Raw genomic sequence first — 13,834 nt, 5'->3', positions numbered from 1 at the left:
CTTTCCCTGCTATCTCAGGAGAGTTCGCGCTGCAGGTTCGCGAGCACCTCGGCTTGAATCTTCTTCAGCCCCAACGGCGCGAAGATGCCCTCGAAGATTCCCGCGATGCCGCCCGCACCCTGCCACGACGTGCGCAGCGTGACCTGCGAACCCGTACCGTCCGGCGTCACCGTCCAGGTGTTCACCAGCGTCGAATTCGAATCACGTTCGGTCACGATGGAATCCGAGACCGACACGACCGCGTGGATGTTGCGGGACCGCTTCTCGGTGGCCTGCAGGGTCCATTCGGCGACGGTGCCCGCGCCCTGACCACCCTCGACCACCTTGTAGTCGCGGTAGTGCGCGGAGAGGATGCGCGGACGCACCTTCTCGTAATCCGCGATGGCCTCGAGTGCGCGCTGCGGATCCGCCGCGACGGCGATCGAACTGCTGGCGCTGACCTGTCCCACGATGAGCTCCTTGTCCGGGCAGTGATTTGCTCCTATCCTGCCCTGTCCCCACGGCTGTGCGACGACCAGGTCGGTCCTGTTGATCACCGCGCGCCGACAGGTCCGCACTGTTAGGCTTCCCGATCAGATTGCGCCGGAGGGGATCCATGCAATATGTCGTGCGAAGCGAGTGTTCGAAACCGCCCGGACCACCGCCGGACTGACATGGCGAGTCCTGGGTATTCCCGATGCAACAGATGCGTGACATTTATCCCTCGTCGGTGACCTTGCAGTGGCTTGTGTTACCGGTGCGTACTAGCGTCGAGGAGTGGCAGTGAGTCTGTTGGGGAAGGCCGGACGCGCATCGGCCGCACACGAATCAGGGTTCGCCGCGCATCGAGCGGGTGTGGACCGACTGTTGGCCAGTTACCGCGCGATACCCGCGAACGCCAACGTGCGACTGGCGAAGAAGACCTCGAATCTGTTCCGGGCCAGGGCCGAGAACGCCGCACCCGGCCTGGATGTTTCCGGCCTCGCCGAGGTCATCGCGGTGGACGCGGAAGCCAAGACCGCCGACGTCGCCGGGATGACCACCTACGAGGATCTGGTCGCCGCGACACTGCCCTACGGCCTGGCCCCGCTGGTGGTGCCGCAGCTCAAGACGATCACCCTCGGCGGCGCGGTCACCGGCCTCGGCATCGAATCCACCTCGTTCCGCAGCGGTCTGCCGCACGAGTCGGTGCTGGAGATGGACGTGCTGACCGGGGCGGGCGAGATCATCACCGCGACACCGGATGGCGAGCACGCGGACCTGTTCCGCGGCTTCCCGAACTCCTACGGCACCCTCGGCTACTCGGTGCGCCTGAAGATCGAACTGGAGACCGTCCAGCCCTATGTGGCGCTGCGCCACGTCCGCTTCCACGACCTGCGCGAGCTGGAGTCCACCCTCGCCCGGATCGTCACAGACAAGACCCACGACGGCGAACGCGTCGACTACCTCGACGGCGTGGTCTTCACCGCTGACGAAAGCTATCTGACGCTCGGCCGACAGACCGACGAACCCGGCCCGGTCAGCGACTACACCGGCATGGACATCTACTACCGGTCCATCCAGCACGACTCCGACCGGCCCAAACGCGACCGGCTGAGCATCCACGACTATCTCTGGCGCTGGGACACCGACTGGTTCTGGTGTTCGCGCGCCTTCGGCACCCAGAACCCGAAGATCCGCCGGTTCTGGCCGAAGCGCTACCGGCGCAGCAGCTTCTATTGGAAGCTCATCGCACTCGATCACAAGTACGATATCGGCGACAAACTGGAGGCCCGCCAGGGCAATCCGCCGCGCGAGCGTGTGGTGCAGGATGTCGAGGTTCCGGTCGAGCGGACCGCGGATTTCGTCGAATGGTTCCTGCGCGAAATTCCGATCGAACCGATCTGGCTGTGCCCGCTGCGACTGCGCGAAAACGACGCGTCGGCGACGGGGCGTCCATGGCCGCTGTATCCGCTGCAGCCGAACCGTACCTACGTCAATGTCGGATTCTGGTCCGCGGTGCCGACCGTCGCAGGTCAGCAGGAGGGCAAGGCCAACCGCGCGATCGAGCAGACCGTCACCGAGTTCGACGGGCACAAATCCCTGTACTCGGATTCGTATTACGGCAAGGATGAATTCGCGGCCCTGTACGGCGGCGAGACCTACACCGAATTGAAGAAGCGCTACGACCCGGACCAGCGACTGCTGGATTTGTATTCGAAGGCGGTGCAACGCAAATGACTACATTCAAGGACCGTTCCGATGTCTTCGCGGACCTCGGGACAAAACTCAGCATTGCCGAGATCTTCGAGACGCTGATCGACGGCGATGTTCCGATTCGACTGACCGCCTACGACGGCAGCGCGACCGGGCCGGAGGATTCGGAATACACCCTGGAGATCAAGTCCCCGCGTGGGATCAACTACCTGGCCACCGCGCCGGGTGATCTCGGCATGGCCCGTGCCTACATCGCCGGCGATATGACCGCCACCGGCGTGCACCCCGGCGACCCGTACGACATTCTCCGGGTGATGGACGGGCTGAAGTTCCGCCGTCCGTCGGCGCTCGCGCTGGTCACCATCGCCCGCTCGCTCGGCTGGGAGCGGCTCAAGCCGATCGCGCCGCCGCCGCAGGAGACGCTGCCGCGCTGGCGCCGGATCGCGCTGGAGGGCCTGCGGCACTCCAAGACTCGCGATGCCGAGGCCATCCACCACCACTACGACGTCTCCAACACCTTCTACGAATACGTCCTCGGCCCCTCGATGACCTACACCTGCGCGACCTACGGGGACGAGAACTGGACGCTGGAGCAGGCCCAGGAGAACAAGTACCGCCTGGTCTTCGACAAGCTGCGGCTGAAGGCGGGCGACCGGCTGCTCGATATCGGCTGCGGCTGGGGCGGCATGGTGCGCTACGCGGCCAAGCGCGGCGTCAAGGTCATCGGCGCGACCCTATCCGCGGAACAGGCGGAATGGGCGCAGCAGAAGATCGCCGAAGAGGGTCTGTCCGACCTCGCCGAAGTGCGGCATTCCGACTACCGCGATATTCCGGAGGTCGACTTCGACGCCGTCTCCTCGATCGGCCTGACCGAGCACATCGGGGTGCACAACTACCCGTTCTACTTCGACTACATCAAGAGCAAGCTGCGCGAGGGCGGCCTGTTCCTGAACCACTGCATCACCAGGCCGGACAACACCCGGACCACCAAGGCCGGTGACTTCATCGACCGCTACGTCTTCCCGGACGGCGAACTGATCGGCTCCGGCCGGATCATCTCCGAGATCCAGAACATCGGCCTCGAGGTGATCCACGAGGAGAACCTGCGCGAGCACTACGCGCTCACCCTGCACGAGTGGTGTAAGAATCTCGTCGCCAACTGGGATGCCTGCGTCGAAGAGGTCGGCGAGGGCACCGCGAAGGTGTGGGGCCTGTACATGGCCGGTTGCCGACTCGGCTTCCAGCGCAACGTGGTTCAGTTGCACCAGGTGCTCGGCGTCAAGCTGGGCCCGAACGGCGAATCGGGTCTGCCGCTGCGCCCGTGGTGGCAGCCGTAATCAGCGACTGATACTGCCCGTCCTAGCCCAGGAGTTCATCCAGGAACAGGGCGGGCAGCGTCGTTTCGCCGGATTGTCCCGGTGTCGCACGCACTTCGGTGCGCAGCACGCGCAGGATACCGAGCACGCCGGGTCCCGCATCCAAAAGTGGCATGGTCCAACCGTGTTCGGCGCAGGTGGCCGCCGCGGGCAGCAGCAGTCCGGTGGCCTCGCCGACCCAGCCGGAGGCGGCCAGACATTCGGCGAGCAGCAGTACGGTGTCCAACTCCGCACGGGGACGGCGCTGTTCGACCATGCGAGCGTGCAGCGCACGGGCCCGACGCACCGCGCGATCGTCGGCGCGCAGCTGACGTTCGGATAGCAGCGCGCGAATCGCGGCGATCTCCTCCGCCTCGGCTGCCAGCGCCGCCGCGCCCGTCATCCGATGGGCCTGGTGAATGGTTCCGGAGATATCCGATTCGTATCCGGTCGCGGCATCGGCGACGCGCCGGGCCGCGGTATCGGTCAGCAGCCCCAGACGCAGCCGCTCGGCGCGGATATGCGCGGCGAGCCGGATCAGTCTGTTATCGGCCGCGATTCGATCGCCCTCGTCGAGGCGGGCGGTCGCGGTGTACAGATCGCCGAGCGCGGCCTTGACCCTGGCACCGACCACGAAGGTGGAGATCAGGAAGTCGACCGGCCCGACCCGGGTGACCAACTGATGACTGTCGTCGAGCAGCCGGTCGGCGGAATCCAGATCGCCCCGACGGTAACTCATTTCGCCGAGCAGCGCCGCGGCCACCCGCACCGCATCGGAGCGCGGCCCCGACTTCTGCCGCGCGGTCTCCCACGCCTGCTGGAAACAGCTTGTGGCAGTGGCGATATCGAGCTGTTCATAGGCCGCAGCACCCTTGCCGCACAGTCCGAAAACTTCGCCGAGCGGATCCTTGGATCGAGCGTGAAACGGCGCCGCCCATTCCTGGATTTCGCGCGCCCCGTCGAAGTCGAATTCGCACAAGCGCACGAAGGAGGTCAGATTCGCGGCGATCGACACGGTCCAGGCGGGTAGTTCATCGGGTTTCTCCAGGCATTCGGCCACCCGGTCGAGCACACCCTCGGTGTGGTCGCGCGCGATCTGATCCGAGGCCGCGAGCACCGCCGCCTGGCAGCGCTGCCGGTCCGCATCGTCATCGGTGGACGACCCGCGCGCCAGCACATTGGACAAGCGGCCCAAGGCCGCGCGCGCCGCGGCGGGCTGCTGCAGATTCACATTCGCCCTGGCCACGGCCATGAGCAGTTTGGATCGCGAAGCCACCTGCTGCACCGGCAGCTTCGATACCGTCCCGAGCAGCGTCGCGAGGCGGGACTTATCGATGAGGTCCATGCCGCCGCTCTCGAGCAGATCCAACGCCATTTTCAGATCCGTCGCCGCCAGCGCGTGATCGACCGACTTGCGCAGCAAATTATGTTCGGCATACCAGCGAGATGCCTTGCGGTGCAAGGCCCGCACCTTGCTCGGATCGGCCCGCTCCAACCGCGCCCGTAGATGTTCGGCGAACAGCGGCTGCATCCGGAACCACTCGGGATCATGGGCGATGCGCCGGACGAACAACTCGCGTTGTTCGGCCTGCTCCAGCATCGATTCGGCCTCCGGCTCCTCCGACAGCGCCGAGGCCAGCGAACCGCTGACCCGCTCGGTGATCGAGATCGAGGTCAGGAAGTCGAGCATCTTGGGTTCGAGGGTGTCCAAGACGTTTTCGGCGAGATACTCACGGATGCCGTGACTGCCCTCGGCCAGATTCGCGATCAACCGATCCGGATCGACATTGCCGCGCAACGACAAACTCACCAGCTGCACCGCCGCCGGCCAGCCGTCGGTGGCCGCGTGGATCTCCTCGATCTGGTTATCGGTGAGCGCGAATCCGTTGCGCTGCACCAGGATTTCCTTGGTCTCCTCGGTGCTCAGGCGCAACGCGGAGGAGCCTATCTCGACCAATTCGTCGTGCACCCGCATCCGACTGGTCGGCAGACCCGACTGCTCCCGACTGGTCACCACGAAGCGCAAGTGGTGACACCCGTTGTCCAGCAATGCATCCAGCGCGCGCCGCGCACCCGCATCGCCGACCCGGTGCCAGTCGTCCACGATCACCACGACGGTGGTCCCGCCGGCGTGGATCTCATCGATCAGCGTGGAGATGACATAGGCGACCGCGTCGGCGGGCCGTTCCTCGAGCACCTGCTCCAAGCCGTCGCCGATATCCGGGCGAACCCGGCGGATCGCCTGGATGAGGTGGGCCAGGAACCAGATCTCGTTATCGTCGTACTGGTCGATGCCGAGCCAGGCCACCGGGACCCCACCATCGGTCAGCTCGTTGCGCCACTGCGCGGCCACCGTGCTCTTGCCGAATCCGGCCGGCGCGTGGATCACCGCGAGTCGGCGGCGGCCACCGGCTCGCAGGGTGTCCAGCAGGCGCGGGCGCGGCACCGGCTCCCGGGCCGGGGTCGGCGGACGAAATTTCGTCGTGGCCGTCGGAGGCAGTGTCGGCGCGACCGAGCTCGAGTTGGCCGGATGCTGGGATACCGCGGGGCGCAATGTCAACGGCCAACTGCGACGCGCGGTCACCGCCGGTCGCGTTACCGTCACCTCGGCCGCGTTCGGATGTTCCGTCTCCTCCGGCGCCACCTCCGAGGTATCCAGCAGCGCCATCTCATCGGGCATCTGATCATGCTCGCGCTGCACCGCGCGCAGCAGCTCGCCGAACTCGAACGCCGACGCGGGCCGGTTACCCGGATCGGTGTCCATCGCATGCTGGATGGCATCGGCGACATCGTCGGGAATGTCGTGGCCGTGCAGATCCGGCACCGGCTGGGTGGTGATCCGCAGGAATTGCGCGACCACCTTCTCCCCCGATTGCCGTTCGAAGGCGGCATGGCCGGTCAACAGGGCGAACAGCGTCGAGCCGAGTCCGTATACATCGGAGAGCACGGTCGGCTCGTCGCCCTTGAGTACCTCGGGCGCGGTGAAGGCGGGTGAGCCCGTGATCAAACTGCTGGAAGTGCGGAAACCGCCTGGAATCCTGGCGATTCCGAAATCCGTGAGTTGCGGTTCGCCGTACGCGCTGAGCAGGACATTCGCCGGTTTGACGTCCCGATGCAGAATCTGGGCCCGATGCGCGCTCTCGATCGCACCCGCCAGCTTCACCCCGGCCCGCAGCGAATCCGCCCAGGTGAGCGGACCCTGGTCCCGAATGACCTGTTCGAGCGAGCCCCGGGTGCAGAAAGGCATCACGATGAACGGCTGGCCGGTCGGGGTGACATCGACCTGCAGGATGTCGACGATATTCGGATGGCCGGACAGCCGGCCCATCGCCTGCTCCTCGCGCAGGAACCGTTCCCGGCTCTCGGCGTCGATCTCCGAGGACAGCACCTTGACCGCGACCACTCGGTCCAATGCGTACTGGACACAGCGGTACACCACCCCGAACCCGCCCCGGCCGATCTCGACCGCACCCGACAGGCCCATCGCCTCCAGCTCGTCGGCCATTTCGATGGGCGCGTGCCGCTGTGTGTCCGATTCGGCCGAAGTCGATTCGGCGTTTGCCTTGCCCGAACGCATCTGTGGATTCATGTGACCACCTCGAATTCACATCGAATCGGCGTCACCGGCGACCGAGAAACACACGGACATCGGACATCGCGAAACGATCTCACGATGCCCGATATGTCACGCATACTCCAACGTAGCGCGGTATCAACCCGAGTGGGTGGCTTTCGAAACAGCGTGGTTGCGACCGCCTCAGCGCTCGGCGGCGGGCCTGGTCGCCGGATCGTAGAGAAACGAGATCCGCTCCATCGTGGTGACGGTGGTGCAGGCGGTCGTGCCGAGGTTGTGCACGTCCGAGGTCTGGTCCAGCCAGAGGTAGCCGCCGCCCGCGGCGACACCGAGGGTCATGGCGGAGGCGGCCAGGACGCGGGAGACGATGCGGCGGCGATGGCGGGGTGCGGGGGCGTTCATGTTGGATCCTTTTGGGGCAGTGGGAGTTCAGCGCTCGGCGGCGGGGCGGGCCGCGGGGGTGGACAGGTAGGTGATGCGCTCCATGAGCTTGTTGCGCTTGGTGTTCTGGAAGGCGGCGATCAGCCAGCGGCCGTCGCGGCGGACCATGGTGTAGGTCTGGGTCTTGGTGAGCTGCTTGGGCTTGCCCTTGTAGGTGTCGCCGTGGCTGTTGACCACGGCGGTATCCGGGCCGTAGAAGCGGATGTCGACGATGTCGTCGGCCAACCGGGTGCCCTTCAGGACGCTGCCGAACAGGGCGCGATGCGAGGCGACGATATCGGCGCGGCCGCGGTAGAGGGTGCCGAGAAAGCTTGTGTAGGTGGCGTCTTCGGTGAAGACGGTGCCGTAGGCGTCGGCATCGCCGCGGCCCCATGCGTCGACCAATTGCGCGAGTACGGCTTCGATCGCCTGGGTGTCATTGCTGCGCCCACGCGTCGCCCGACCGCCGCCGCTCATCGAATCGCTACGCGATGCTGCATTCATTTTGCCCTCCGTGCTAGATTTCTTCTTGGAAGAGCTTTCTTCGTTTAAGACGTCTCTTCGTTGAAGAAGAGACTAGAAGATGGAGGTATCCGTGTCAACACCTGCCATGCGCCCGGACGCGAGCGAGGTCTACCGCCGCTATCTGAGCGCGGTCATGCTGCACGGACAGGCCGGTGCGCGGGCCGTCGACCTGGGCGCGACGGACCTCTACGCCCTGAACATCCTGGAACTCAACGGCGCCATGACGCCCGGCGAACTCGGCGCGCGCAGCGGACTGACCACCGGCCCGACCACCCGCCTCATCGATCGCCTGGAAGACGCAGGCTATGTGCGGCGCGCCCCGGTGCCCGGCGACCGCCGCAAGGTGATCGTCGAATTGATCGACAAGCCAGCCGATCTCGACGAAATCCTGGCCCCCGCGCGCCGCGCCATCGGCGAAATCCTCGGCGGCTATTCCGCCGAACAGCGCGAGGTGCTCTTCGACTACTTCACCCGTGCCGCGGACGCGTACTACCAGGCGGCAGAGGATCTGCGGCCCAGCTGAACTACAAGCCGTCCGCGACGAAATGCGGGAGCCGACCGCACACGCGCTACTACTGGACCGCCAGTGCCACGATCTGAGTAACCTGCTTATCCGAAAAGTTGTTGTCGCTGACCAGGATCAGGGTGCGTTCGCCCGACGGTAGCCGCGGACCCCAGGTCATGCCCTCGATATTGTCGATCGGGTCGAGCCCGAGGTCGGCGAGGTCGACCAGCAAGCGCTTGGCGACCGGCCGGGCGGTGCCGAGCGGAGCATCGAGGATATTGCTCGCGCCATTGGTATCGGCCTCGTAGATCCGGATCCTATTGCCCACGCCAAGCACGAAAGAGCATTCCAGGACAAGGAATTTCGTGGGTCGAGCGATCAGTCGGTCTGCTCGGGATGACCGGAACTTGCAAGGACCACCCACACGATCCGCTTGCCAGGATCAGGGCAGTACCAGATTCGGCCACCAGCGGTGACCTCATACTGCCACTGCTCCAAGACTTTTCCGCTGATCAGCCGCGTTGCGAAGGCATCTCGCAAACGGTGCTGACGCGCCGGGTTCTCTGGTGTCGTCGGCCGCTCGGTCAGCACGATCCATGCTTCCCACGTGTTGGAGCGCGCCATGCGGTATAGCTCCTCCCAGCCCTTCGCGGCCTCCGACGTCGCGAAGCGTGCCTCCCACATACCGGGTCGCGCTGGTGGCGCGACACGGTCACCGCGCTTGGCGGGCATGCTTCATTCCTCCCCGACAGGTTCAGGTACCGGGCCGAAGTCGTCGCCCAGTGGCTCGGAAAGCTGTTCAGCGAGTGCTGGATCGGCATAGATCGTGGCCGTGCTTCGCCACTCCTGAACGGTCTGGGCCAGCACCGACCACTCGCCGAGTTCTGCCGACGCCTGAAATGCCCTGGCAAAGTCTTTGACGAACCGCGCCTTGGCTTCGACGGGCAGCACGTCGACCCAAGGAAACTCGTCGAGCAGCGCTTCGGCTGCGATAGCGGCGGGCAGGTGCATGAGCACATTTCGCAGCGCTCGCGCGGCGGCGACAGATCCTTCCGACAAGGTCTGTGCACGATCCTCGCGGATCAGCAACAGCGGTACACCGTCGCGACGCCGAACTCGAACGTCGCCCTGGTCGGCCAGCCGAGCGACCTCTTTGGGATCACGTTGTAGCTCGCTCCACTGAACTTCGGTAACCATGGCTCCATTCTGAACTTTTTCAGAACTCTTGCCAAGTGGGAAACCCTCCCGGCCGAATAGAGGCGAAAGCCCGCCACCGCGATATGCGGTGGCGGGCTCTGCCGATTACGACGTGATCTACTTGCGCAGCGAGGCCGGGACCTCGAAGCGCTCGCCGTAGGTCTTGGCGAGGTAGTCGGCGCGCTCGACGAAGGCCGCCTGACCGCCCGGGTAACCGACGATGTACTGGTGCACACCACCGGTCCAGGCCGGGAAGCCGATGCCGAAGATCGAGCCGATGTTGGCGTCGGCGGTGGTGATGAGCACACCCTCGTCGAAGCACTTCTGGGTCTCGATCGCCTCGATGAACAGCATGCGGTCGATCAGATCCTGCAGCGGCACACCGAAACCGGCGGTGGTCTTGAAGTGCTCGCGCAGACCCGGCCACAGGCCGAGACGCTTGCCGTCCTCGTCGTACTCGTAGAAACCGGCCTTGCCCAGGCGACCCGGGCGACCCTGCTCGACCAGGTAGTCGATGACATCCTGCGCCGGGTGCCGCTTCACACCCAGGGTGTTGTCACCCTTCTCGGCGGCCTCCAGGCTCTCCTTGGCGATCTTCTGCATCAGCGTCAGGTTCAGCTCGTCCGACAGCTGCAGCGGCGCGGCCGGGTAGCCCGCCTGCAGACCGGCCTGCTCGATGGTCGCGGGCTCGATGCCCTCGGTCAGCATCGCGATCGCCTCGTTGACGAAGGTGCCGATCACGCGCGAGGTGAAGAAGCCACGGCTGTCGTTGACGACGATCGGGGTCTTCTTGATCGCCAGGGTGTAGTCGAACACCCGGGCCAGCGCCTCGTCCGAGGTCTTCTCACCCTTGATGATCTCCACCAGCGGCATCTTGTCGACCGGCGAGAAGAAGTGGATGCCGATGAAGTCCTCCTGGCGCTTCACGCCGGTCGCGAGACCGGTGATCGGCAGGGTGGAGGTGTTCGAGCCGAGCAGCGCGTCCGGGGTGACGATGTCCTCGATCTCCTGGAACACCTTGTGCTTGAGCTCGGTGTTCTCGAAGACCGCTTCGATGACGAAGTCGACACCGGCGAAGTCGGCCGCATCCGCGGACGGCTTGATCCGGTCCAGCAGCGCCTTGGACTTCTCCTCGGTGGTCTTGCCCCGGGAGAGGGCCTTGGCCTCGATCTTCTCGGAGTAGTTCTTGCCGCGCTCGGCCGCCTCGATGGTGACGTCCTTCAGCACGACCTCGTAGCCCGCCTTGGCCGAGACGTAGGCGATACCCGCGCCCATCATGCCCGCGCCGAGCACGCCGATCTTGCGGATCTCCTTCTTCGGGACATCCTTGGGCCGCGAACCGCCGTTGTTGATCGACTGCAGGTCGAAGAAGAACGCCTGGATCATGTTCTTCGCGACCGGGCCGGTCAGCAGCGAGACGAAGTAGCGCGACTCGATCAGCGACGCGTTGTCGATATCGACCTGCGAACCCTCGACCGCGGCCGACATGATGGCGCGCGGTGCGGGCATGTTGGTGCCCTTGAGCTGCTTGCGCAGGTTGGCCGGGAAGGCGGGGAGGTTGGCGGCGAAGGCCGGGCTGGACGGGGTGCCGCCCGGGATCTTGAAGCCCTTCTTGTCCCAGGGCTGCACGCCACCCTCGGGGTTGGCCTTGATCCACGCCTTGGCGGCGGGCACCAGTTCCTCGACCGAGCCGACGACCTCGTTGATCAGGCCGATCTCCTTGGCCTTGCCAGGGCGGTACTTGTTGCCCTGCAGCAGGAACTGCATCAGCGCGCCCTGCAGGCCGAACATGCGCACGGTGCGGATGACACCGCCGCCAGCGGGCAGCAGGCCCAGGGTCGCCTCGGGCAGGCCGAGCTGCACGCCCGGCACATCCGCGGCGATCCGGTAGTGGGTCGCCAGGGTGATCTCCAGGCCACCACCGAGTGCGGCGCCGTTGATCGCCGAGACGACCGGCTTGCCCAGGGTCTCCAGCCGACGCAGCGCCGACTTGATGGTGCCGAGTTCCTCCATGAGGGCCTGGCCGTCTTCCGGGCCGACCTTCATCATGTTCTTCAGGTCGCCGCCGGCGAAGAAGGTCTTCTTCGCCGAGGTGATCACGACGCCGGTGATGCTGTCCTTCTCGGCCTCGAGCCGGTCGACGGTCGCGGTCATCGACGTCTTGTACAGCTCGTTCATCGTGTTGGCGCCCTGGTTCGGGTCGTCCATCGTCAAAACGACGATGCCATCCGAATCCTGCTCCCAACCGATCATGTTGGTCTCGCTCACAGCTCTGTGTCTCCTTGAATTCTCAGCTGTCGGTTGGGGTTAGACGCGCTCGATGATCGTGGCGACGCCCATGCCGCCACCGATGCACAGGGTGACCAGCGCGTAGCGGCCGTTGCGGCGCTCCAGCTCATCGACCATGGTGCCGGTGATCATGGCGCCGGTGGCACCGAGCGGGTGGCCCATCGCGATGGCACCACCGTTGACGTTCAGCTTCTCGTCCGGGATCTGCAGATCCTTCTGGAACTTCAGCACCACGGAGGCGAAGGCCTCGTTGATCTCGACCAGGTCGATGTCGTCGAGGGTCAGGCCCGCCTTGGCCAGCGCCTTCTTGGCGGCCGGGGTCGGACCGGTCAGCATGATGGTGGAGTCCGCGCCGCTGGTGGCGGTCGCGACGACGCGTGCACGCGGGGTCAGGCCGGAGGCCTTGCCCGCCTCTTCCGAACCGATCAGCACCAGCGCGGCGCCGTCGACGATGCCCGAGCTGTTGCCACCGTGGTGGACGTGGTTGATCTTCTCGACGAAGTGGTACTTCTGCAGCGCCACGGCGTCGAAGCCGCCCATCTCGCCGACCACGGCGAAGGACGGGTTCAGCTTGGCCAGGTCCTCGGCGGTGGTGCCCGGACGCATGTGCTCGTCGTTGTCGAGGACGACGAGGCCGTTCTGGTCCTTGACCGGAACGATCGACTTGGCGAAGTAACCGCCGGTGGTGGCCTTGGCGGCGAGCTCCTGCGAGCGCACGGCGTAGGCGTCCACGTCATCGCGGGAGAAGCCCTCGATGGTGGCGATCAGGTCGGCGGAGACACCCTGCGGCACGAAGTAGGTGTCGTAGTTGGTGGCCGGGTCCAGCGCCCAGGCGCCACCGTCGGAGCCCATCGGCACGCGGGACATGGACTCGACGCCACCGGCGAGGACCAGGTCGTCGAAGCCCGAGCGGACCTTCTGCGCGGCCAGGTTGACGGCCTCGAGGCCGGAGGCGCAGAAGCGGTTGAGCTGGAAGCCGCCGACGGTGTCGGGCAGGCCGGCCACGGTCACGGCGGTGCGGGCGATATCGGCGCCCTGGTCACCAACCGGCGCAACGACGCCCAGGATCAGGTCGGAGATCCGGTCCTCATCGAGGTTCGGGAAACGGCCGCGCAGCTCCTGGATCAGACCAACAGTCAGGTCGATCGGCTTGACCGAGTGCAGCGAACCGTTCTTCTTGCCGCGTCCGCGCGGGGTGCGGATGGCCTCGTAAATGTAGGCCTCTGTGGTCATATCGGAGTGTTCCTTCCTTAAGGGTGCGGCGGCCGAACATTCGTCCGTCCATGCGAGTGACCTCGCCGATCGGTCCGGAGACCGACCGTCCTGACGCTGTACAAAAGTCGACAAGCAGCGGCGATGACGAGTTCCAGATACCCGCATGCCTCCGCATACCATAGAACTTCGCCACACCGCGGCTCGCGGCCACCCGTTCATACTACCGTGGTGTGCGAACTCCGGTTAACTTAACGTCTTGTGAACGAGGGTTGTCAACCATCCAGCCGTGTGGCACCCAGCTCACTTTTGAGCAACTCCAAGGCCACCTCATCCGGGTCGCGTCGATCCCCTGGCGCCACCGGAGTCTGCGATTCGGCCAGCATCTCCTGTTCCTCCTCCGGCGTGGAGGGCGGCGGGACGCCATCGATCGGCGCGTAATCCATCGGACCCGGGTCATCCGGTAGATCCGGGAAGTCGGGCGGCGGAATATCGTCGTCGCCGCGGAACGACCGCGCGTCACTACTCGGTGCGGGCCGCCGACCAGGGCCTGCCGCCGGATCGGAGGCCGCGGCCCTGGCC

Annotated in this window: 12 protein-coding genes; 3 read left to right on the top strand and 9 right to left on the bottom strand. The window is 65.6% G+C overall.

Annotated features, from left to right (window positions below; all coding sequences use genetic code 11):
• Positions 1 to 14: 14 nt before the first annotated feature.
• A complete protein-coding gene (locus tag ACQPYR_RS01955) occupies positions 15 to 449 on the bottom strand; it encodes an SRPBCC family protein (RefSeq protein WP_433626888.1) in 435 nt (144 codons plus the stop codon).
• Positions 450 to 762: 313 nt separating this feature from the next.
• Between ACQPYR_RS01955 and ACQPYR_RS01950 the strand changes: the two genes are divergently transcribed.
• Both ACQPYR_RS01950 and ACQPYR_RS01945 read left to right on the top strand, forming a co-directional pair.
• Positions 763 to 2,199, top strand: a complete 1,437-nt coding sequence (locus ACQPYR_RS01950) for an FAD-binding oxidoreductase (RefSeq protein ID WP_433626886.1) — start codon at positions 763 to 765, stop codon at positions 2,197 to 2,199.
• Positions 2,196 to 3,512 (top strand): class I SAM-dependent methyltransferase, encoded by a 1,317-nt coding sequence (locus ACQPYR_RS01945; RefSeq protein WP_433626884.1) that lies wholly within the window; start codon positions 2,196 to 2,198, stop codon positions 3,510 to 3,512. Before ACQPYR_RS01950 ends, ACQPYR_RS01945 begins: the two co-directional genes overlap by 4 nt.
• A gap of 22 nt (positions 3,513 to 3,534) precedes the next feature.
• On the opposite strand, the gene ACQPYR_RS01940 is transcribed toward ACQPYR_RS01945, so the two are convergent.
• The 3 genes from ACQPYR_RS01940 to ACQPYR_RS01930 all read right to left on the bottom strand — a co-directional run bounded on the left by ACQPYR_RS01940 (position 3,535) and on the right by ACQPYR_RS01930 (position 8,028).
• On the bottom strand, positions 3,535 to 7,119 hold the full coding sequence (locus tag ACQPYR_RS01940; RefSeq protein WP_433626882.1) for a protein kinase domain-containing protein: 3,585 nt from the start codon (positions 7,117 to 7,119) through the stop codon (positions 3,535 to 3,537).
• Positions 7,120 to 7,287: 168 nt separating this feature from the next.
• The gene (locus ACQPYR_RS01935) at positions 7,288 to 7,506 is read right to left on the bottom strand and encodes a hypothetical protein (RefSeq protein ID WP_433626880.1); all 219 of its coding nucleotides are present in this window, start codon (positions 7,504 to 7,506) and stop codon (positions 7,288 to 7,290) included.
• A 27-nt stretch (positions 7,507 to 7,533) separates the two neighbouring features.
• Positions 7,534 to 8,028 carry an SgcJ/EcaC family oxidoreductase gene (locus ACQPYR_RS01930; RefSeq protein ID WP_433626878.1) on the bottom strand — a complete coding sequence of 165 codons (495 nt, stop codon included), beginning with the start codon at positions 8,026 to 8,028 and terminating at the stop codon, positions 7,534 to 7,536.
• Between the two features lie 91 nt (positions 8,029 to 8,119).
• Here ACQPYR_RS01930 and ACQPYR_RS01925 point away from each other — a divergent pair, with 91 nt between their 5' ends.
• The gene (locus ACQPYR_RS01925) at positions 8,120 to 8,572 is read left to right on the top strand and encodes a MarR family winged helix-turn-helix transcriptional regulator (protein ID WP_433626876.1); all 453 of its coding nucleotides are present in this window, start codon (positions 8,120 to 8,122) and stop codon (positions 8,570 to 8,572) included.
• Positions 8,573 to 8,621: 49 nt separating this feature from the next.
• Here ACQPYR_RS01925 and ACQPYR_RS01920 read toward each other — a convergent pair whose 3' ends face one another.
• The 5 genes from ACQPYR_RS01920 to ACQPYR_RS01900 form a co-directional block, all read right to left on the bottom strand.
• Complete coding sequence (locus ACQPYR_RS01920; RefSeq protein WP_433626873.1) at positions 8,622 to 8,978, bottom strand: esterase-like activity of phytase family protein; 357 nt, start codon at positions 8,976 to 8,978, stop codon at positions 8,622 to 8,624.
• On the bottom strand, positions 8,933 to 9,286 hold the full coding sequence (locus ACQPYR_RS01915; protein WP_433626871.1) for a hypothetical protein: 354 nt from the start codon (positions 9,284 to 9,286) through the stop codon (positions 8,933 to 8,935). Before ACQPYR_RS01915 ends, ACQPYR_RS01920 begins: the two co-directional genes overlap by 46 nt.
• Positions 9,287 to 9,289: 3 nt before the next feature.
• On the bottom strand, positions 9,290 to 9,643 hold the full coding sequence (locus ACQPYR_RS01910; RefSeq protein WP_433626868.1) for a hypothetical protein: 354 nt from the start codon (positions 9,641 to 9,643) through the stop codon (positions 9,290 to 9,292).
• Between the two features lie 225 nt (positions 9,644 to 9,868).
• On the bottom strand, positions 9,869 to 12,019 hold the full coding sequence (locus ACQPYR_RS01905; protein WP_433626867.1) for a 3-hydroxyacyl-CoA dehydrogenase NAD-binding domain-containing protein: 2,151 nt from the start codon (positions 12,017 to 12,019) through the stop codon (positions 9,869 to 9,871).
• Between the two features lie 39 nt (positions 12,020 to 12,058).
• Positions 12,059 to 13,273: an acetyl-CoA C-acetyltransferase gene (locus ACQPYR_RS01900; protein ID WP_433626865.1), complete on the bottom strand. Its 1,215-nt coding sequence runs from the start codon at positions 13,271 to 13,273 to the stop codon at positions 12,059 to 12,061.
• Positions 13,274 to 13,834 lie beyond the last annotated feature (561 nt).

The organism is Nocardia sp. CA-120079 (assembly GCF_050955745.1).
In the GTDB taxonomy this organism is placed as follows: domain Bacteria; phylum Actinomycetota; class Actinomycetes; order Mycobacteriales; family Mycobacteriaceae; genus Nocardia.
The sequence above is the reverse complement of the archived record's forward strand: the minus strand, read 5'-3'. Positions and strand labels throughout refer to the sequence as shown.